The sequence below is a fragment of the Vibrio sp. LaRot3 genome (assembly GCF_027587025.1).
Classification (GTDB): domain Bacteria; phylum Pseudomonadota; class Gammaproteobacteria; order Enterobacterales; family Vibrionaceae; genus Vibrio.
Genome location: NZ_JAPPTI010000002.1, coordinates 421,333 through 442,062 on the forward strand (window position 1 = coordinate 421,333; position 20,730 = coordinate 442,062).

Genomic DNA, 20,730 nt, shown 5'->3' on the forward strand with positions numbered 1-20,730 from the left:
CTTTATCCACAGCTTCTGTGGGTAACTAACGATTATAACGTACAGGATGTCAGCTAAAGTCTTTATTTATCGGGACTAACAGCTGCTTAATCAGACTGTTAACAACTAGCGCAAGTGTGCAAAAAGCAAGCACTGGCAAGGCGATCCAGAGTGGGTAATGAAGCGAAAACGCCATATCAAAACCGATCTCTATGATCCCAGCAACAACAAGTTCTGCGCCTGCCACCGCCACGATACCAGCAACGAGCGCCATCAATCCATATTCAGCCCAAATTGTGCGAACCACTCGCTTTTTACTCGCGCCTAACGTTCGATACAGCTGAATTTCACTTTGCCTTTGCCCTAAACTCAATCGCAGTAGAGTAAATATCAATAACAGCCCTGCAATAACACTCAAGCCCGCGAGCAAAGTTACCGCCCAAACAATCTGTTCGACTAATTGCTGAATCTTTGCGCCCATGACTCGAATATCCATCAAGCTGACGGTCGGGTGCTGACGAGAAAGATCATTCAACAATTCATCATGCTGATCTTCCACGCGAAAACTGACGAGGTAAGTCGCCGGAATCGACTGCAACACGTCAGGGCTGAAGATAAAGTAGAAATTAGGCTTCATGTCGCGCCATTCTACAGCGCGAATGCTATCAACCCTCGCCGTTATCGGCTGACTGTTGATAACAAACCCTAGCTCGTCACCGATTTCTAAACCAAGATCGCTTGCTACATCCGATTCAACTGACACACTCCCCGCTTGCTGCCACTCACCTTCCACCAATGTGTTATGACTTGGCATTTCATCGGCAAAGGTAAAGTTGATTTCTCTACGCAGTGCGTCACTGGCTTCCTCTCCTTGCGCCACTTCCTTCGCGTCTTGCTGATTTACCGTCGTTAAGCGACCACGAATAATTGGGTACGCATCTGAGCGAATCAACTTGGCTTCGTCTAGCTTGGCAACGTAACTGTCTATCTCATAGGGCGCAATATTAAGTGCAAACGCGTTTGGCGCATCATCGGGTAGTGTACGCTGCCAATCGGCCAAAAGATCAGTCCTAACTAGCCACATCACCGCGAGCAACATCAAAGAAAGAGCCAATGCACCAAATTGAATTCCCGTCGATAGGCTAGAACGGTTAATTCGGCTTAACGCTAATTTGTAAGTCGGCGATAACGGCAGTTTCGCTAAGGTGCGGGTAATCGCAACACTGAGTAACGCCAACACCAAAAACAACGCGACAATACCACCCAATACCATCCAAACCAGTTGATTGGCGTGGTATACCACCAGCATCGGCACGATCGGAACCAGTAATAGCCAATACTCTTTACCACGTTTACCTTGCTGAGCTTGAGGCTGCATAACGTTAACCGCGCTGATATTAATCAACTTCATAAACGGTATGCCTAAAGCAGGAATTGCAATCAATAAGCTGGTTGAGATAGCGATGAGCGCCGGTGTTGCACCATAGCCCGGTAACGGATTAGGTAATAAATCCGACAAAGGAATGCGCAATAAATACTCCAAGCCGATACCAATAATAACTCCAAAGATGGATGCGCTCAGTAATAGAATCACCAATTGGATTGAGAGCCAACGTTTCAGCCATGCTCGGCTCGCCCCCAAGCTTTTAAGCATCGCCAAGGTTTTTAGGCGGGTCGCCACATAATGCTGGCAGGTAAGAACCAAGGTTGTGGCAGCCATGATCACCACAATCGCTACAGTAAGCGAGAGGTATTGCTCGGTACGCTGAAACATTTCGCTGGTGCGGCTAGCACTATTTTGATCGCGCCATTGGTCGCTTGGTGACAATTCAACCGACTGTTTAACCGTCTCTATCTGCTGCTCAGTTCCGTTCAAATAAAGGTTGTAGCGCACGCGACTACCTAACTGAATCGCGCCGGTTTTTTCGAGATCATCGGTGTGAATATAAGCGGAAGGCATCTGTTGGAAGGGGTTAAAGCTGAGCCCCGGCTCTTCAAGCACACGCCCCGTAATGGCAAACTCCGCATCACCAATGGCGATAACTTGCCCTTCTTCGACATCTAACTGACTAAATAAACGCTCATCAAGCCACAGTTGTCCTGCTTTTACATGGTGTGCTTCCGTTCCGGCTTGGCTAAGCCTCAACTCCCCCTGCAAGGGATAAGCAGAATCCACCGCTTTAACGGTGATAAGCTTCATCTCTTGATCGCTAAATGCCATCGTACCAAAGCGAACTTGTGTGGCTTTAGCTAACTTTTGCGCATCAGCCGCTGCGACTAACGTATCTGGTAAGGGATTGGCAGAGGTATAAACACTGTCTGCCGTGAGCGCTTGTTTCCCTTGCTTAACGATCACCTGCTCCATACGTTCTGCCAGCGCAGTCAAAGCAAAAATTGACGCGATGATCAGTGTGAGTGCTATTGTCACTGGCCAGAGTTGACCATGGCGAATTTCGCTTAAACTCCATCGAAAAAGACGGCGATTTAATCCATGCATTTGGCTCATGGTTACGCCTCCTCGATTTTTCCGCCAGCAATTTTCACAATGCGGTCACACTGATTGGCAAGATTCATGTCATGGGTGACTAGCACAAGCGTCGTACCATGTTGACGGTTTAGCTCAAACAGCAATTCAACCACTTTGCTCGCGGTCTGTTGATCTAGGTTGCCCGTCGGTTCGTCGGCAAACAAAATTTCTGGATTGATCATAAATGCGCGCGCTAATGCTACCCGCTGTTGCTCGCCACCCGACAATTGTGCTGGTGAATGTTGCATGCGATGACCAAGCCCGACTGACTCAAGCAAACTTTTCGCCCGTTGCTTATCCTCTTCTTCACCTTTTAATAAACAAGGTAGCGTGACGTTATCAATGGCGGAAAGACTAGGAATGAGCAAAAAGCTCTGAAACACAAAGCCCACCGACTCACTTCGGATGGCTGCTCTTGCTTCATCATCGAGCGATGAAAGCGGCTTACCTAACAGAGAAACTTCGCCGCTGGTTGGAACATCAAGGCCTGCCAGTAACGTCATCAAGGTTGATTTCCCCGCCCCAGAAGTGCCGACAATTGCGACCATTTCTCCAGACTTAATATCTAGGTTTACTCCATCAAGGATTGTTAATTGCTCTTGATTGGTGGAAACTGTTTTAGATAGAGATGTTGCTTTAATGACGGATGTTTGCATGTTACGACTATTATCCTTTCTACTCGCGTTACTTTTCATCAATCCAGTAAGCGCTAAAACGCTTCTGATATTAGGTGACAGCCTAAGTGCAGGCTACCAAATGCCAATCGAAAATGCTTGGCCTAGTTTATTGCCAAATGTAATGGCCGACCAGGGTAAACCCGTCAAAGTGATTAACGGCAGTATCTCCGGCGATACCACTGGCAATGGCTTAGCTCGCCTACCCACTTTATTAAACGAGCATAAACCTCAGTTTGTTCTCATTGAGCTTGGTGCAAACGATGGCTTGCGTGGTTTTCCTCCTGCGCTTATAGAAGGCAACCTGAACGCCATGATTACCATGATCCGAGAAAGCAATGCGACCCCGCTGCTGATGCAGATTCATGTCTTACCTAATTACGGTAAGCGTTACACCAATGCCTTTACCCAAGTTTATCCAAATGTAGCTCAGCAAGCAGATGTGCCACTACTGCCATTTTTCTTAGACCCAGTCATTCGAGACAATCCACAGTGGATGATGAGTGACGGGTTACACCCAAAACCCGATGCGCAACCATGGATTGCCGAATTTGTTTCTAAACAGTTAATAAACCATCTCTAATTGCCATAGCTCAATAAACTTTACTTAGTTTTACGCTATGTTGAACCTTATAGGTCCAACCCCTACATAAATAAACTTGGCGTAGGAGAGCAAAATGATAATAAAGCCAGAAATTCACGGCGTTGTAGCACGCAGCGCGCATCCCCTTGGTTGTGAGCAAGCGGTACTCAAACAAATTGAGTATGTTAAATCCGCAGAGCCTATTAAAGATGGCCCTAAACGTGTGCTGATTATCGGTGCTTCATCTGGTTTTGGTTTAGCCACTCGTATTGCGCTTGCATTTGGTGGCGCAGAGGCCGACACAATCGGTGTCTCGTTTGAACGCGGACCATCAGAAAAGGGCGTTGGCAGCGCCGGCTTTTACAATAACCTCTATTTTAAAAAGCACGCTGAAGTTGAAGGCCGTATCGCGGTAAACATCCAAGGCGATGCGTTCTCCAAAGAAATAAAAGAAGAAGTCATTGAGGCGATTGAAACCTATTTTGAAGGTGAAGTCGATTTAATCATATACAGCGTTGCCAGCGGTGTCAGACCCAACTATCAAACCGGTGAGATATGGCGTTCAGCCATCAAGCCTATCGGTGAAGCCGTATCCGGCGCTTCAGTCATGCTCGACAATGAGCAATGGATCGAATCATCACTTGAACCCGCGAGTGAAGCCGAAATTGAAGGCACACTTAAAGTAATGGGCGGTGAAGACTGGGAAGCATGGGTAGACACCTTAATTAATGCAGAATCAGTAGCTCAAGGTTGCCAAACCGTGGCTTTCTCTTACATTGGCCCCGAGCTCACCCACCCTATCTATTTAGACGGGACATTAGGCAGAGCGAAAGTCGATTTACACCAAACCAGCCACTCACTGAATCTGAAACTGGCCAACTTTGATGGCGGCGCTTACGCCAGTGTATGTAAAGCGCTTGTCACGAAAGCCAGTGTGTTCATTCCGGGCCTTACGCCCTACTTACTCGCTCTTTACCAAGTGATGAAACAAAAAGGAACTCACGAAGGGTGTATCGAACAAATGCAACGCCTATTCAACAGTAAGCTTTACGGCCAAGTGAATGTGCCTGTTGATGGTGAGCGCTTAATTCGTATTGATGATTTAGAGCTCGATGCTGATACTCAACAGCAAGTTTCGCAATTATTATCTCAAATGGATCAAAACAACTTCGTTCAGTTGGGGGATTATGCTGGATTTAAGCAAGAGTTTATGCAGTTAAATGGCTTTGAGTTTGACCAAATTGATTATACGCAACCAGTTGATTTAGAAAAAATTATCAAACCTTACTCAGGCTAAAAATACCGTCTCAAAAATGAGATCGACGAAATAAGCCAAAACCCTGCAACCATTGCAGGGTTTTTCTTTGATACAGTTAACAGTCATGAGCACTGTTTGCTTGCACTGCCATTGTTAACCAAATAAATAAGTCTATTATTAGTAAGAGCACGGAATGCTCTCGTTTGCCATAGGCATGAAGGACTATTCGAGTATGTCGAAAATCGTAACAGAGAATTTATCCATCCCCGATGAAATGTCGCAAAGTTGGCAAAATATCGTCAACTTACTTTCTACTATTGTTTCCGTTCCTGCGGCATTAATCATGCGTATTCACCCCAAAACGATTGAGGTGGTATCAAATAATGACAACACTTCGCACCCTTATCACAATGGTGACAGCGAAACGCTAGGGCAAGGCCTTTACTGCGAGCACGTCATCAGTACACAGCAAGAGCTCCATGTCCCCAATGCTCTTAACGATGCCGATTGGAATACCAACCCTGATATTAAGCTGGGCATGATTGCCTATTGTGGCCTGCCAATTAACTGGCCAAATGGTGACCCATTTGGAACCATCTGTATTTTAGACTCTGAAACTAATCTGTTTTCAGACACCTACAAGTCTCTGCTTGAGAGCTTTCGCGATACGGTTCAAGCACAGCTAGCAACCTTGTACCAAAACGAAAAACTGAAACAGCTCAATCAAGAGCTTAAATCTCGTGTGAGCACGCGTACTCAAGACTTGGTTGACCTTAATTACTCGTTAAACAAAGAAATTAATAAACGCCGAGCAGCAGAGCAGAAAATCATTTATCACCAAAGACACGATTTGGGCACCGGCTTTCTTAACCGCAACTCGTTAGAATTTGAAACCGAGCAGATCTTATTGGAATGTGAAAAACATTCACACTATCAAGCGGCAGCGCTACATATTGGCTTTACCAACGGTAAGTTGATCCAAGCAAAATATGGTTATGATGTTTGGGAAGGGATTTTGGTTCAGTTTCATCAACGTTTGAATCAAATCGCCAATGTCGAGTTGCTCGTCGCTCGCCCAACATCTACCGATTTGGTGCTACTGACTCATTCCGCCAATTTAGCAGAAACACTGAATCATTTATGCGCACAAGTTCTTGAAGCAAGCCATTCTGAATTTGACGTTGAAGGGGATCGTTTACATTTACACTCCTACATTGGCGTAAGTACGACCAATGAATCAAAAACCAGCTTAGGTCTATTAAAACATGCCGCTGAAGCGATGCGCGCTTGTAAAGATTCAGGGCGCAAATACAGCTTCTATTCTCAAGACATCTCTGATGTTCAAACCAACATCAACCAGCTCGAAAGCTATTTATTACAAGCGGTTAGAAGTGATGATTTGTTGTTGTACTTCCAACCAAAAGTATCACCAACGTCGCACCAATGGACAGGGGCTGAAGCCCTGCTTCGTTGGCGTCATCCAATATTAGGCGATATCTCCAACGAAACGCTGATACACATGGCAGAACAAAATGGGCTCATTTTTGAAGTCGGTACATTTGTATTGCGTTCAGCCATTCAAAAAGCGGCCGAATGGGTAACCCAAGTTAACGACTTCAAAATTGCCGTTAACATTTCAGCCGTTCAGCTTAAAAACCCCCACTTTGCAGAGCAGATTAAAGAGTTGCTTGACGCCTACAACCTACCAGCAGAGTACTTAGAGCTCGAAGTGACCGAGAGTGGCCTTATTGCCGATGAAAGTACCGCAAGCAATACGCTGGCAGCACTACACAAACTAGGTGTTACATTGTCACTTGATGACTTTGGTACTGGGTATTCTTCTTTCAACTATCTGAAGAAATTCCCGTTCGATGCCATCAAAGTGGATAAGAGCTTTATTCAACAACTCGACAACTGCGAGGAAGACAAAGAGATTGTCCGCTCCATCATCAGTGTGGCTAAAAAGCTTAACTTGCAAGTGACCGTTGAGGGCATTGAGAACGTCAGCCACGAGGAATTCATCATTAGTGAGGGCTGCGAGTTTGGCCAAGGTTTCTTTTACGGAAAGCCTATGCCATGCGAAGAATTCGAGGTCAATTTGCTCAATCAACAAAACTACGACGAGATTAAGCCCTCTTTACAATAATTAAATGCGTTTATCTTCGTGTGTTTCTTTACTCTATGGCGAGCGGTTTCTATAATCCTCGCCTTTATTATTTGAAGTGAATTCATTATGGACCAGCTAATCGCGACCCTAAAGAAAATCGAAAAACAAAACTACCGCGCGTATCAACAAATCAAAGGTCAATATGACTTTACTGATTTCACTCTTCATGTTGATTACGTCCAAGCTGATCCATACGCCTCTGCTTCACGATTACGTGCTGTTCGCCCATGGTCTGTGACTGGTCTTGATTGGTTAAAAGAACAATCTGATGCCTACCAAATTGCTGCTCGCGACTTTATCGCTAGACAGTTTGCAGCGTTCGCAAAGCAAGAGTCACATATTGATATTTCACTATCAGGTCAAACGGTATTGGACTCTACTGCGATACTCTTTACTGAAGAAGGTATTGAGCTTCGTTTCCGCGCTAACTTACCAGCAGAAGGCCGTTCAGTATTAGGCAAGAAAGCAACGAACATCCTCACGTTCCATCTGCCTAAGTTTATTCGCCGCGCAACGTTAGAACGTGAAATCGACAAACAAGCCCTGATTGAACATTGTCAGGTTGTGGAAGACCAACATGCCCTTCGCGCTCAACTTGATCAACACAACCTAGTCGCATTTGTCGCGAACGGTTCAGTATTACCACGCATTGCGGGTAACTGTGATTTACCAATGAAAGATGCGGTTGCATTTAACGCCCCAGCCTCACTAGAAGTGACACTGAACACACCAAACCAAGGTGACATTACGGGCTTAGGTGTTCCAAAAGGCATTACTTTAATTGTTGGTGGTGGCTTTCATGGTAAATCGACCTTGCTAACTGCTATTGAGCGCTCTATTTACGATCACATTCCAGGCGATGGCCGTGAACGTATCGTGACCAATGCTGCTGCGATGAAGATTCGTGCGGAAGATGGTCGTTGTGTACACAACCTTAACCTATCAAACTACATTAACCACTTACCGATGGGTAAAGACACAGCTGATTTCTCTACTCAGGATGCGTCAGGTTCAACGTCTCAAGCAGCATGGTTACAAGAGTCGATTGAGTCAGGGGCAACGAGCCTGCTCATTGATGAAGATACGTCAGCAACTAACTTCATGATTCGTGATGAGCGTATGCAAGCGCTAGTGGCAAAAGGCGACGAACCGATTACTCCGCTAGTGGATCGTATTGGTCAATTACGTGATGAACTTGAGATTTCAACCCTCGTGGTTATGGGTGGTTCAGGCGACTACCTTGATGTGGCGGATACTGTTATCCAAATGCACGACTATCAAGCCATTGACGTGACGGAAAAAGCGAAGCAAGTCATTGAGCAACACCCAACTCAGCGTCATAACGAAAGTGAAAGTGCACTGGTTACTTTCCGCCCTCGTAGCTTGAACCGCGCAGCGCTGCAAACTATTTTGGCTGACGGCAAATTCCGCGTGGCTGCAAAAGGAACAGACTCGCTTCGCTTTGGTAAAGAGTTTGCTGACCTATCAGCACTAGAACAGCTTGAATCAAGCGCAGAAATCAATGCGATCGGTTGGTTGTGGTTCCAACTCGCTCAATTGCCGGGATGGTCGAGTAACCCCGCAAAAGAAGTAGCCGCAATGCTGACTAACTCTTGGCACACCATGATGCCAAATCAAGGTGACCTTGCTAAGCCTCGCGTTTTAGATGTCATGGCTGCACTTAACCGAATGAGAAAATCTCAGTTCAAGACATCAAAATAAAAGATACTAAAAAAGCGCCTAACGGCGCTTTTTCTATCTTCTAATTCCCAGTTTATGCTCGAAGCACGTTCCAAGCTTCACATAGCACTCTGAAACGTTCGGAGTTACCATTCTCTCTATCAGGATGCCATTTCAAAGCCAATTTACGCCAGCGCTTACGAATTTCTCCATCGCTCGCGTCTCGATCTAGCTCAAACAATGAAAGCGCTTTGTTTCTGTCGAGCTGATTGGCAGCATTACCGCCGACAAAGTCTCGATAACGAGTCCAAAACTCGTTCAACAACCGTTTAATCTCGCCTTCTTCAGCTTCGTAGTTTGACCACTGAGTGTAGTATTCTCGCAGCGGGTCTTGCATATCAATCACATGCGCGACATGGCTTCCACGACAACCATGCAACGAAATGGACATGGCTTCAACTTGTACCCAACTGTCTGGATAAAGCGTCTCTTGCAACTGATAAAGCGCATTCATAATTAAGAAATTGCGTTTAAACAGATCTTTCTCTGGGCGCTCATCCAACACCGGCATCAGATCCAACTCAATCAAATGCGCTGCTAAAAGGTGAACTTTCCATCCGCTAGGTTGCTTACGTAAGATCTCTAGAATAGGCCACAGTAGTGGATTCTCCATCTCACTGTATCTAGCCAAGTGACTTTGTTGTTCCATAACGCCTTAATTAGAATGATGTATTTTTATGAAGTGTAGCTTACCTTCCCAGTCCCTGCCGCTTCAATCGAAAGTACCAGTTTTAACTCACAGTTTGAAGCAGTCACGCATCTTGCTCACCATAAGGCAGTGCACTTTCCAATATTAACGACTCTAAAATCGGTTAAATTTGCAATTGAACACTGTTTTATTATCTGTCATGATAAACGCACTGAATCAATACGGACATTCAACATGAACAACGCCAACCTAAAATTACTTAAAATTCTCACAGCTCTTTATTCGCTTGTGTTTGTATTCGCTGCTATCGAGCCTGTATCTCGCGCGGTATGGATCGCAGAGATAATCCCTGTCGTCATTGCTGTGGCAATCATCTGGTGGATGTCTCGTTCTTTCGTTTTTTCCAAAACCGCTTATGTATTGATGTTTGTTTGGATTGTGATGCATACCATTGGTTCTAAATACACCTTTGCAGAAGTTCCGTTTGATTGGTTCAATAACCTCATTGGCTCAGATGATCGAAATCACTTCGACCGCGTGGCGCATTTCTCGATAGGCTTTTACGCCTACCCTATTGCCGAATATCTCATTCGTAGAAACTTAATGAAACCCGTACTGGCGTGTGTTTTCGCCCTATTCTCAATTATGTCGCTTGCGGCTGCTTATGAAGTGATTGAGTGGTGGTATGCCGAACTGGCGGGTGGCGATGAAGGGATCGCGTTCCTAGGCTCTCAAGGTGACATTTGGGATGCCCAAAAAGATATTCTAATGGACACCCTAGGCGCAATCAGTTCGCTATTATTGATGAAGTTTCAAGGTCGAGTGGTTGCTTCTAACCAACTGAGATAAGGGTTATAACCTTCGACAAACGGAACTTGGATAACCTGAGGTACTTCATAGCTGTGGTGAGCAACAATGACTTGCTCTAACGCTTGATAATTCTTCTGAGTGGTTTTTATCACTAAAAGCCACTCTTTATCATTGCACACCTTTCCCTGCCAAACATAGTGGCTCTCAATCGGCATGGTTTGGATACAAGCTGCTAGTTGTTGATTGAGTATCTGTTCAATCAGTGCCTGCTTGTTTTCTTCACTATTGGTGGTGGTTAGAGTAATGCAATACGCCATTATTTTTCCCTCAAACGTAAAAAAGCCAGTGTTCATCACTGGCTTTAGTTTACTTGCAAACCCTTTAGTGCACTAGGCTTGCGTCAGCTCTGGTTGAACCTCGACCGCTTTGTCTCTAAAGAACAAGCTGTACAGCACTGGTACAACACCAAGTGTCAGCACTGTCCCTACAGCCATACCAAAGATCATAACAATCGCCATCGAATACCAGAATTCACCACCTGAAATTGCAAGTGGAATCAGTCCGAGTATCGTAGTTAAGGTTGTCATAACGATCGGTCTGAATCGTTCTACACACGCTTCGATAATCGACTGTCTAACACTCAAACCGTTATCGCGTTGCTGCTCTATGCAGTCAATCAATACGATGCCGTTATTGATGATAATCCCGGCTAAACTGAAGATACCAAGCATGGCTGGGAAGGTGAAATACGCATCCATAACCAATAGACCAGATACTGCACCAATAAGCGACAGTGGAATGGTCATCAGAATAATTGCTGGACGACGTATCGAGTTAAATTGCAATAACAGCAATAGAACCATCACAGCAAAGCAGTGCGGCAAATAACCAAATAGCGCGCCGTTGGCTTTGCTTGCGCCTTTCAGCTCACCACCCAACAAGATCTCATACCCCGACGGTAGATCGAGTTCAGCCAACTTAGGTTGTACGATGGCATTTAACTCACTCGCTTGTAGCGAATCATGTTTCACGCTTACGGTAATGGTTCGTTCTAAGTTGAATCGACGAATCACCGATGGCTCATTTTTGGTTTCAATGTGAGCAAACTGCAACAGCGGCAGTGATGCGCCCGACCCTGTAGCAACGATCTGCGCCGAAGTAAGCTTCTCGATTTGTTTGTCTGAGTCTGCGCCACTGATCATCACTGGAATCACATCGTCATTATCTCTAAAGCTTGTGACTTCACGACCACGCAGGTAACTGTCTAAGCTGTTTGCGATGTCCCGGCTCGTCGCTCCTGCTCGTAAAGCTTGCCCCTGTTCGATGTTTACGATCAGTTTTGCAACGTTGTTTTCCCAATCGTTACGGATACCTACCGCACCCGGCACTTGGCGCAATGCATTTTCTATCTGCTTAGCAAATACCTGCAGTGTTTCAATATCACTGCCTACTACTTGATATTCAACCAAGCCAAGTTCTGTACCACCCAGCCACATACGTTTTGCTTGGCCGCTCGCCTCGGGAAGATCTGTAGTAAAGAAACGGTTGGTTTTCTCAACCATCGCCAGCGCACCTTCCACATCTTTGGTGTTCACCACTAAGAATGCGCGGTTGGTAGCTCGGTCGATCGGAGACAATGCTAAGAAGAAACGTGGGCCGCCATCACCAATGTAAGCGACTGTATTAACGACATCTGGATTTTGTTCTTTATCCAATAACCAGTCATTGAGTCGTTTGGTGACTTTGGTTGTTTCTTCGACTTTCGTACCTGCTGGTAAGTCAACAAACACCAGGTATTGGTTACGCTCAGAACCCGGCATGAACTGTACAGTAATGTATTTGAATCCATACAACGAAAGAGCAAAGATGCCAATTACCGCAGCCAAAAATACCCAGCGGAAACGGATGATATTGGTGATCGCCGCACGATACCCTAGATGGAACCGGCTCTCTTTTTGCGCTGTCGCTTGTTTAGGTTTACTGCTCATAAACCAAACACACAGCACTGGTGTTGCGAACAAACACAAGAACCAAGATGACAGCAGCGCCAACGAAATTACCTGTGATAGAGAACGCAGGTATTCACCCGTGACATCTTGAGCTAGAAGTAACGGCATAAAGGCTAAGATGGTTGTTAACGACGAGGTAAGCAGCGGTACGGCCATCGTTTTTGAAGCTTCAATAGCGGCTTCAACCTTATCCACGCCCTGCGCAATTTTGCTTTTGATGAACTCGGCAATCACGATGCCATTGTCCACCAGCAAACCAAGTGCAATGATGATTGCTGCAATAGACATGCGTTGCAACTCCACTCCCCAAATGCTCATGCCAATCACGGTCATAAGGATGGTCAGTGGTACGATGCTGCCAACGATCAGGCCCATTCTCAAACCAAGGAACAACATCACAACTGCTAATACAACCGCTACGGTTTGCATCAAGTTACTGGTTGCAGAGCTAACCGCCACTTCTACTTTTTCAGGTTGGAAAGTGGCGATTTCAAGCGACATTCCCACTGGCAGTTGTGGTGTGTATTCGGCTAAGAATGTTTGAATATCTACGCCAAATTCATCACTTTGTGCACCATCGACCATAGCAGCGGCAATCGTAATCGCACGTTCACCATTAAAGAACACTGGCGTATTAAAAGGCTCTTCGTAGCCTCGGTAGACCTCCGCCAAATCACGTAGAAAAACGGAGTGTCCTAGCTCTCGAATGTACAAATCGACATTGAGAATATCCTCAACCGTTTTAAAACTGCCCGTCGGTTCGATTTCAATCTCTAGAGTGTCCGTTTCAATCAAGCCACCCGGCAAAACAACATTACGTTCATTCAGCGCTTGGCCAACCTGCTTAAACTGGAATTTGTCATTTTCTAACGCATCTGGCTTGGCTTTAATCCATACTCTTTCTTTATTAACACCATACAACTCAACCTGAGAAACCGTTGCCACACTGTTCAAGCGATCTTGAAGCCATTCCGCCGTCTTGTTTAGCTCACGCTGAGAAAAATCCTCTCCGGTTAGTGCTAACGTCGCTGAATAAACTTGACCAAATTCGTCATTAACAAAAGGCCCTTGTGTGCCTTCCGGTAATTCCGCCACCATTGCGTTCATGCGATTACGCAAATTGTCCCAAATCGGTTGCAGGTCAAAGTACCGATCGTGCACTGACACCGTGATCTGCGAGAAGCCCGTCTGTGACATTGACTTAATGTCAGTCACCTCTGGGATTTGTTTGATCTCGCGCTCTAATGGTTTTGTGATGAACTTTTCCACACGCTCAGGAGACATCCCCGGAAACTGAGCAACCACCACGGCGTTACGAATTAATATTTCTGGATCTTCTTTACTCGGCGCGTTCAAAAATGTTTGGTAACCAATCACCAATAACATCAACAGGAAAACTTGAGTAAATCGCTTATAATCCAGCGCTAACTGAGTCAACTTATGCATGACGACTCCTTAAATGCCTTTCCATAAAGAGACTTTTTGCCCTTCATACAGATACGGCACGCCCGCGACGACGACTTTTTCACCTTCAGCTAGATTATTCACCACAACAACGCGAGTGTTCACCGTACGCAAGATATCAACGTAACGTTTCTCTAGCGTCATCTCTGGTGTAATCACATAAATCGGCGCTTGGGTTTTAGTATGTTTGCCGTCTGGGGCACTTAGATCAAATGCCTCAAGAGGTAAGCGAACTACGTTTTGTTGTTTTTCTCCGATACGAAAATCAATGTTCGCGGACATACCATTTCTTAGCAGCTTGGCATTTTCGGTCAACTTGTCATCCGTCATGATCAAAGACACGCTATAAGCATTGCCCTTTTCAACGACAGCACCAATTTCACTGACTTCGCCAACAAAAGGTAGATTATGAAGGGCAGGAATCGTGACATTCAGTTTGTCACCAAACTTAACTTCACCGATAAGACTTTCTGGTACCAGAAAATCCACTTGATAAGCACTGTAACTGATTAGCTCAACAACCGTTGTTCCTGAGTTGATCTTGGTAAACTCATCCAAAAATACCGCACTGACTTGGCCAGAAAATGGCGCATAAAGCTTAGTGCGTTTTAAACTCAGGCGAGCGTTGTTCACGTCTGTTTGAGCGACGTTTGTTTGCTGAGTTTTCGCGTCTAAATCTGCTTTAATAGACAGTAGCTCTGAATCGGAGACAAAACCTTTGTCTTGTAGTTTTACTGCGCGCTGATATTGGTCTTCGACCTGACGCTTAGCCGCAATTGCCGACCCTAATGACGCTTTCGCCTTTTGTAGCGCAATCACAAACTCTTCTTGTTCTAATTCTGCGATCAATTGGCCTTTGGTCACTACCTCACCCTTTTTAACCGCAATCTTGGCAGTGGTTCCATTCACTTTAAAGCTGAGCGGTGAAGTGGTTGCACTTTTCACTGCGCCTGCGAACTGTCGGCTTTGCTCATAGTTTTCAAAGGAAACTTCAGTGTATTTCACTGAACGGACTTCGGTTTGCTGATCTTGAATATCAGCCGTGTTGTCGCCGCAACCAGATAACAGGGCGACAAGGGGAATGAACCAGTAGATTTTCACAAGGATGTCTCATTTATGGTATTTCATACCATTATAAACAAAACAGCGTATTTTTAGAAGAAACAACCGCGTTTTTATGAAACTCATCCCAGAGTCTGGTGCAATAAATTCGTAACAAACTTAATTTACGATTTATTGACTAAAATTAAATTGCGTATAGACAAATTACCCATTAGTCTAGCGGTCGATAACTAATAAAACTAACAAAAGGCAAAAAGCACAATATATTGCCTTCATTATTTGCTTCGCTGTAGGAGAAAAAATGAAAGATAAGAAAGCGCTCAGCCCAAGCGTTCAACATTGCCCGTTATGTGGCAATGATGAATACCTAGTTTCAAATTCCGGTTCGATGCTATGTGCTGGATGTGGTTCGTTTTTTGAAAACGTTCATCAAATGGTTGCCACAGAGCCTATGCAAATCAAAGCAGCGACCCCTATCCACTTCAACGCTAGTACGATGATGAATTAACCTCATTAACTCACAAATGTTCAAGCAAAGAAAAAGCCCTTAAACGGGCTTTTTTTATACGATTTCTACCAATTGGCTGAGCTTATCAATGGTCTGATAGGTTCCGGGGAAAGTCCCCTCACTCACTCCTGACAGCCGAACGGACTTCATTCCTGCTCTTACTCCTGCCTCAATGCCTTTCGGGGTATCATCGATATACAGACATTGATCGACGCTATATCCCATATTCATCGCACTATAGAGAATAAGGTCAGGTTCTGGCTTCCAGCTATTCGTCTCAAACGCTGAAAATATTTTGCCTTTAAAATGCGGCAGTAGCCCTGTAAGTTCAAGCGCGTGTTCTATTTTATCTCTTGGCCCATTCGAGGCGACGCAGTAGGTAATATTTTTGCTTTCTAAGTCCTTTAATACGTCAAATACCCCTTCCATTGGCTCAAGTTGACTATCGAACAGTTCTTTCAGCGTCTCACGATATAGTGGCTCAAGAGTATCGATTGAAACCGAAATATTTAAACGTCTGCGCGTCTCTTCCAAAATATCAGCAAGCTTTCCACCAACAAAATGGTTCATGGCTTGCTCGGTAGTTAAATGGGCACCAAATTGACTAAAAACGATCGATAAAGCTTGGCAACAAAGTGTTTCACTGTCTACAAGCGTGCCTTCACAATCAAAGATTACACATTGGGTATTATTCACGGTTGGCCACCTTTACTTTTTCTTTTTATTAGTCTGATAGTAAGGGGGAATCAGTAAACTGCAGTAACCGAGTTAACAGTTTCGAATCACACCTTTAGGGGATGAATCAAAACATAGACTCGATCACTTTCCCGCAGTCTACTGTTAGCGTGTTTTGTTGGTGGGTTTATCTGGATAGGTATTACGAATCTCAACAAATGTATCGAGATTATCCAATAACAGCTGTGTTAAATGCGGATCAAATTGCTCGCCTTTTTCACGCTCAAGCAATGCGATGACCTCATCTAACGACCACGCTTGCTTATAACAACGTACACTCAATAGTGCATCGAACACATCGGCTATCGCAGTAATACGCGCAAAGATATGAATCTCTTCTCCCACTAAACCTTGTGGGTAACCTTTGCCATTCCAGTGTTCATGGTGCTCATTCGCAATCGTTGCAGCCAAGCTGAACACATCCCCCTTACTGGCACTGAGTAAGTTATAACCGTGGGTTGTGTGGGTTTTCATGATCTCCCACTCTTGCGGATCCAGCTTACCTGGCTTGTCGAGAATGGATTCAGGGATCGCGATTTTACCGACATCGTGCATTGGGCTGACTATTTCAAGAAGTTCCACTTCTCTATGGGTAGAGCCATTTAGCTTCGCTAACATCGATGAGAGTTTAGCAACTCGCTTTACGTGATTGCCGGTTTCACCTGAGCGAGTTTCTATCGCCTCACCCAGTACAACGATAACGTCTTTCTGGGTTTGTAACGTTCGCCCCTGTAACTGGACAATGCGTTTATTCTTAAGGTTTAACTCTCGCTTATGCCTAATTACAATCGCCTGAGTAACAATGACCAAACTTAAACAGATGATAATAATGAACGCGACTGAAAAAACTTGCCAATTTTGCTTAATAAAGTTACTTGGCTCATTGAGAATTAATGTTTCAGGAGGCAATAACGAATCAGACATACCAAAACGCGTCATTACATTGTGGTCAACTACCGGGCGCGCTGCATTGCCAACGGTTATTTCTGACGTGAGATCGAGTGGTAAAAAGTTATCTAACGCCAATACCATCTGGCGTCCAATCTGCTCAGACCGATTTACATGGCCACCTAAAACGCCTTCACGAATGTAAAACTCCCAGAAAACAAACACTGGCGCAGCACTACTGCTAGCCACTCGTTCAGCAATATGTTGATAGCTGTGGTAGATCCCTTCATCGAGATCGGTATTAAAATGAGTAAGCAGTACCGCGTCATTTGGGTCAATATCACCCAAAACCTTACCCAGTTCATTCAATGGGATATCACGGACTTCAACAATTTCTAACTCAGGCTGCTGCGCAAAATACACGTTCGCCTTATTACGAACTAGCTCGGAGGTAACGCTACGGTCAGCAAGGTAATAGAGCTTTTTAAGTTTTGGCCTTAAGTCTTTAATCAAACGAATCGTTTTCTCTATCTCATCTTGCTCATAGATGATGTGGGTTCGGTCTGAAACGTCAGCCAACGTGGCTTGATGATCATTAATTCCGGCCGCGATGATCGGCAGGCCCCGTAACGGATTATTCGGCCATTGCTTTAACAGCTTCAATGCATTGTCATCCGTAACCAATACCGCATCAAATTCGTAGCCTTGATATTTGGCATCAAAGTATTTCACAAACTCAGCGAAATACTGTTCATGGAAGATACGTTTGGTATCTAAATATTCGATAGAGAGCTTGAACTGATAGTTCGATTTCTTGATGGCTTGATCGATGCCCTTTTGAAAATCAGCGGTCCATTGATAAGAAGGAGAATAGGAATGCAATACGAGTACATTTCTTGTTTGCCAATCTTTGGCTTGAACAAAAAATGAACTCGTCAGTAGTAACGCTATAAGCAGTATGGTTGAACGCACAATAACCCATCGCTAATCAAACAGTCATTTAAAAATAACATACTGATTAAAACATGAGTAAGACAAGCATTAGATTTCGAGATAAACGTCACTATTATCAATAGTGTCAGAATCAATCAGATCAAGTAGGCCTGAGATAAACTGATCTTTTACCCCTTCTTCAACGAAGAAGTCCGACAATAACACTTGTCCATCCAGAGTAGTGATGATCGACGCTGCGACCGGATTACCATCAATAAACCCTAAATAGAGCTCACAAGGCTCTGAGTAGATAATCTGGGTGAGAAATTCGACGATGAGGTCTTGTTGAGCTTGCTGCGGCCAATGTTTGGCTTGCATTAATGCGAACATTACCGTTAAACGGTGAAAATCAACCTTATGGATTTCCAAAGACGCGGGAGATTCTGGAGCCTGCCAGTTTAGTTCAGCGAGCGTCTTATAAGACACGCTCTCGATGCGCTGTTTATAAAGTTTACGCCCTTCTAAGCACTCTTTGGTTGGATACTTAACATCTATATGTTGATAGAGCCACTGGTTTTTCGCACTAGCGATTGCTGGAACTGAGGTTGTCATAACGGCGGAACACTCGTAATCAATGAGCCATCAGCTTAACAGTACCAAGATACAATACAAGCGATTGATAAAGCATCTGACTATTTTCACCTTTGATATGCACCACTTAACCAAAAACCTGATAAGCTGACAGGATAGAAATAACATACCAAGGAATTGATAATGTTTAAGAAGTGGATTGCAGCAACAATCATGGCGGCTTCGCTAACCGCTTGTGACAGCAGTGAAGTAGGCGATGTCAGCTTAGGTCTATTTACTCTTAAAGATATTAAAATCTCATCGATTGATGATCCGCTTGTTGCGGGTGTGACGTGTCATATCGCTTCTGTCGAGGCTGACCTTAGCCTTGCTGACCCAAGTGATAGCTCAATTTCGTGCCGTCAGACCGGTGACATCACGCCAGAGATGATCGCTAAAATTGATAAAAGCGACTCAGGTGAAGTGGTCTTCAAAAAGTCTAAAAGTATCTTCTTTAAAACGATGAAAGTGCGCCGTATCTACGACGCTGAAAATCAAACGCTGCTCTACTTGTCTTACACAACCAAGGAAACCAGCGGCAGCTTTAAACATAGCCTCTCTACTGTACCGCTATGGGGAACGAAAGCTTACAGCACGAACCCACCAACAGAAGAATAATCTCAATTAAGTGCGATGAATCAACATCGCGCTTTTTTACCCCCACCCGAAACTGTGCAAAATCAGAGCAAACTCGTTTAACCAATCAATTTTGATGTAATAAAGATGAAACGAAACTAGACGTCGTGTGATATGATGCAGGAAAATTCTCAATCCTGATGAAAAGATGAAGTTTCCTGGCCAGCGCAAATCTAAGCACTATTTCCCATCTCATGCTCGCGATCCATTGATCAATCAAGCAACACAGTCCCCTAAACTGTACCGACCAATTGTTGTCGGTGTTGGTCAAACCATCGTTGATATTGAAGCGAGAGTAGATGACGAATTCTTAGAAAAATATGAGCTAAGTAAAGGCCATTCTTTGGTTCTTGAAGAAAGCAAAGCCGATGCCCTTTATGATGAGTTGGTTGAACGCGGCCTGATTACCCATCAGTACCCTGGTGACACGATTGGTAACACGCTACACAACTATTCAGTACTCGCTGACAGCAAGTCTGTACTGCTTGGCGTAATGTCACGCAACATTGAAGTTGGCTCGTTCGCGTATCGTTACCTATGCCGAACTTCATCTCGCATGAACCTGAACCACCTTCAAACCGTTGAAGGCCCGATTGGTCGCTGTTACACATTGATTTCTAAAGATGGTGAACGCACATTCGCTATCAACGAAGGTCATATGAACAAACTGCGCCCAGACAGCATTCCTGAAAGCGTATTCGACAAAGCGTCCGCGCTTGTTGTCTCTTCTTACCTAATGCGTGGTAAACCAGAAGACCCGATGCCGCAAGCCGTTGCTCGCGCTATTGAAATTGCCAAGCAAAAGAATGTTCCTGTGGTACTGACCCTTGGCACTAAATGGGTTATTGAAGGCAATGCAGAATGGTGGCAGAACTACCTACGTGAAAACGTATCGGTTGTCGCTATGAACGAAGAAGAAGGTGAGGCGCTAACAGGATTCAGTGATCCGCTACAAGCGGCTGACCGTGCATTGGAATGGGTTGACCTTGTTCTTTGTACTGCTGGCCCGCATGGTCTCTACATGGCTGGCTATACGGATGAAGACGTGAAGCGTGAAACTGAGTTGCCAATTCAGCATGGCACGATTGCTGAGTTCAACCAATATGAGTTCAGCCGAGCAATGCGTAAAGCAGACTGTCAAAACGCAGCGAAAGTCTACTCTCATATTGGCCCATACCTTGGCGGCCCGGTAGAGATTAAGAATACCAATGGCGCTGGCGATGCCGCTCTTTCTGCACTATTGCATGACATGGCAGCAAACAGCTTCCACGAAGTGACGGTGCCAAACTCGACCAAACATGATAAGCCATATTTGACTTACTCATCGTTATCGCAGATCTGTAAATACGCTAACCGCGTGAGCTACGAAGTGCTAACCCAGCACTCACCTCGCCTATCACGCGCGCTTCCAGAACGTGAAGACAGTTTAGAAGAAGCATACTGGGACAGATAGTCCCCATAGCAAACAATCAAAAGCC

The 20,730-nt window shown here is 44.9% G+C and carries 17 protein-coding genes; 8 read left to right on the forward strand and 9 right to left on the reverse strand.

The features are described 5' to 3' along the window. Positions 1-49 precede the first annotated feature (49 nt). Both OH461_RS08750 and OH461_RS08755 read right to left on the reverse strand, forming a co-directional pair. Complete coding sequence (locus OH461_RS08750; protein WP_270020247.1) at positions 50-2,485, reverse strand: ABC transporter permease; 2,436 nt, start codon at positions 2,483-2,485, stop codon at positions 50-52. 2 nt (positions 2,486-2,487) lie between these two features. Next, positions 2,488-3,162 (reverse strand): ABC transporter ATP-binding protein, encoded by a 675-nt coding sequence (locus OH461_RS08755; RefSeq protein WP_270020248.1) that lies wholly within the window; start codon positions 3,160-3,162, stop codon positions 2,488-2,490. On the opposite strand from OH461_RS08755, the gene OH461_RS08760 reads away from it, so the two are divergent. The 4 genes from OH461_RS08760 to OH461_RS08775 all read left to right on the forward strand — a co-directional run bounded on the left by OH461_RS08760 (position 3,161) and on the right by OH461_RS08775 (position 8,910). Further along, positions 3,161-3,763, forward strand: coding sequence for an arylesterase (locus tag OH461_RS08760; RefSeq protein WP_270020249.1), 603 nt, complete (start codon positions 3,161-3,163; stop codon positions 3,761-3,763). The genes OH461_RS08755 and OH461_RS08760 overlap by 2 nt on opposite strands. A gap of 94 nt (positions 3,764-3,857) precedes the next feature. Continuing rightward, entirely contained in the window at positions 3,858-5,060 is a 1,203-nt protein-coding gene (fabV, locus tag OH461_RS08765; protein WP_270020250.1) for an enoyl-ACP reductase FabV, read from the forward strand. 193 nt (positions 5,061-5,253) lie between these two features. Next, the gene (locus OH461_RS08770) at positions 5,254-7,167 is read left to right on the forward strand and encodes a bifunctional diguanylate cyclase/phosphodiesterase (protein WP_270020251.1); all 1,914 of its coding nucleotides are present in this window, start codon (positions 5,254-5,256) and stop codon (positions 7,165-7,167) included. 87 nt (positions 7,168-7,254) lie between these two features. Next, positions 7,255-8,910, forward strand: a complete 1,656-nt coding sequence (locus OH461_RS08775; protein WP_270020252.1) for an ABC-ATPase domain-containing protein — start codon at positions 7,255-7,257, stop codon at positions 8,908-8,910. Positions 8,911-8,962: 52 nt separating this feature from the next. Here the strand turns inward: OH461_RS08775 and OH461_RS08780 are convergent, their stop codons facing one another. Further along, the gene (locus tag OH461_RS08780; RefSeq protein ID WP_270020253.1) at positions 8,963-9,577 is read right to left on the reverse strand and encodes a DNA-J related domain-containing protein; all 615 of its coding nucleotides are present in this window, start codon (positions 9,575-9,577) and stop codon (positions 8,963-8,965) included. Positions 9,578-9,811: 234 nt separating this feature from the next. Between OH461_RS08780 and OH461_RS08785 the strand changes: the two genes are divergently transcribed. After that, entirely contained in the window at positions 9,812-10,426 is a 615-nt protein-coding gene (locus tag OH461_RS08785) for a DUF2238 domain-containing protein (RefSeq protein WP_270020254.1), read from the forward strand. On the opposite strand, the gene cutA is transcribed toward OH461_RS08785, so the two are convergent. The 3 genes from cutA to OH461_RS08800 form a co-directional block, all read right to left on the reverse strand. Next, positions 10,390-10,704: a divalent-cation tolerance protein CutA gene (cutA, locus tag OH461_RS08790; RefSeq protein WP_270020255.1), complete on the reverse strand. Its 315-nt coding sequence runs from the start codon at positions 10,702-10,704 to the stop codon at positions 10,390-10,392. The genes OH461_RS08785 and cutA overlap by 37 nt on opposite strands. Positions 10,705-10,776: 72 nt before the next feature. Next, positions 10,777-13,842, reverse strand: a complete 3,066-nt coding sequence (locus OH461_RS08795) for an efflux RND transporter permease subunit (RefSeq protein WP_270020256.1) — start codon at positions 13,840-13,842, stop codon at positions 10,777-10,779. 9 nt (positions 13,843-13,851) lie between these two features. Further along, positions 13,852-14,961 carry an efflux RND transporter periplasmic adaptor subunit gene (locus OH461_RS08800; RefSeq protein ID WP_270020257.1) on the reverse strand — a complete coding sequence of 370 codons (1,110 nt, stop codon included), beginning with the start codon at positions 14,959-14,961 and terminating at the stop codon, positions 13,852-13,854. A 262-nt stretch (positions 14,962-15,223) separates the two neighbouring features. Between OH461_RS08800 and OH461_RS08805 the strand changes: the two genes are divergently transcribed. Continuing rightward, positions 15,224-15,430: a hypothetical protein gene (locus tag OH461_RS08805; protein ID WP_270020258.1), complete on the forward strand. Its 207-nt coding sequence runs from the start codon at positions 15,224-15,226 to the stop codon at positions 15,428-15,430. A 54-nt stretch (positions 15,431-15,484) separates the two neighbouring features. Here the strand turns inward: OH461_RS08805 and OH461_RS08810 are convergent, their stop codons facing one another. The 3 genes from OH461_RS08810 to OH461_RS08820 all read right to left on the reverse strand — a co-directional run bounded on the left by OH461_RS08810 (position 15,485) and on the right by OH461_RS08820 (position 18,598). Further along, a complete protein-coding gene (locus tag OH461_RS08810) occupies positions 15,485-16,126 on the reverse strand; it encodes an HAD-IA family hydrolase (RefSeq protein ID WP_270020259.1) in 642 nt (213 codons plus the stop codon). Positions 16,127-16,270: 144 nt separating this feature from the next. Continuing rightward, on the reverse strand, positions 16,271-18,025 hold the full coding sequence (locus tag OH461_RS08815; protein ID WP_270020260.1) for an HD domain-containing phosphohydrolase: 1,755 nt from the start codon (positions 18,023-18,025) through the stop codon (positions 16,271-16,273). A 69-nt stretch (positions 18,026-18,094) separates the two neighbouring features. Further along, complete coding sequence (locus OH461_RS08820) at positions 18,095-18,598, reverse strand: flavodoxin (RefSeq protein ID WP_270020261.1); 504 nt, start codon at positions 18,596-18,598, stop codon at positions 18,095-18,097. Between the two features lie 162 nt (positions 18,599-18,760). Here OH461_RS08820 and OH461_RS08825 point away from each other — a divergent pair, with 162 nt between their 5' ends. Beyond that, entirely contained in the window at positions 18,761-19,234 is a 474-nt protein-coding gene (locus tag OH461_RS08825) for a CreA family protein (RefSeq protein WP_270020262.1), read from the forward strand. Positions 19,235-19,400: 166 nt separating this feature from the next. After that, complete coding sequence (locus tag OH461_RS08830; protein WP_270020263.1) at positions 19,401-20,705, forward strand: inosine/guanosine kinase; 1,305 nt, start codon at positions 19,401-19,403, stop codon at positions 20,703-20,705. Positions 20,706-20,730: the final 25 nt, after the last annotated feature.

Coding starts and splice junctions, on each gene's coding strand:
- OH461_RS08760 (WP_270020249.1), top strand. CDS start 3,161: ATGTTACGACTATTATCCTTTCTACTCGCGTTACTTTTCATCAATCCA.
- OH461_RS08785 (WP_270020254.1), top strand. CDS start 9,812: ATGAACAACGCCAACCTAAAATTACTTAAAATTCTCACAGCTCTTTAT.
- fabV (WP_270020250.1), top strand. CDS start 3,858: ATGATAATAAAGCCAGAAATTCACGGCGTTGTAGCACGCAGCGCGCAT.
- OH461_RS08820 (WP_270020261.1), bottom strand. CDS start 18,598: ATGACAACCTCAGTTCCAGCAATCGCTAGTGCGAAAAACCAGTGGCTC.
- OH461_RS08830 (WP_270020263.1), top strand. CDS start 19,401: ATGAAGTTTCCTGGCCAGCGCAAATCTAAGCACTATTTCCCATCTCAT.
- OH461_RS08775 (WP_270020252.1), top strand. CDS start 7,255: ATGGACCAGCTAATCGCGACCCTAAAGAAAATCGAAAAACAAAACTAC.
- OH461_RS08770 (WP_270020251.1), top strand. CDS start 5,254: ATGTCGAAAATCGTAACAGAGAATTTATCCATCCCCGATGAAATGTCG.
- OH461_RS08755 (WP_270020248.1), bottom strand. CDS start 3,162: ATGCAAACATCCGTCATTAAAGCAACATCTCTATCTAAAACAGTTTCC.
- OH461_RS08795 (WP_270020256.1), bottom strand. CDS start 13,842: ATGCATAAGTTGACTCAGTTAGCGCTGGATTATAAGCGATTTACTCAA.
- cutA (WP_270020255.1), bottom strand. CDS start 10,704: ATGGCGTATTGCATTACTCTAACCACCACCAATAGTGAAGAAAACAAG.
- OH461_RS08825 (WP_270020262.1), top strand. CDS start 18,761: ATGTTTAAGAAGTGGATTGCAGCAACAATCATGGCGGCTTCGCTAACC.
- OH461_RS08805 (WP_270020258.1), top strand. CDS start 15,224: ATGAAAGATAAGAAAGCGCTCAGCCCAAGCGTTCAACATTGCCCGTTA.
- OH461_RS08750 (WP_270020247.1), bottom strand. CDS start 2,485: ATGAGCCAAATGCATGGATTAAATCGCCGTCTTTTTCGATGGAGTTTA.
- OH461_RS08780 (WP_270020253.1), bottom strand. CDS start 9,577: ATGGAACAACAAAGTCACTTGGCTAGATACAGTGAGATGGAGAATCCA.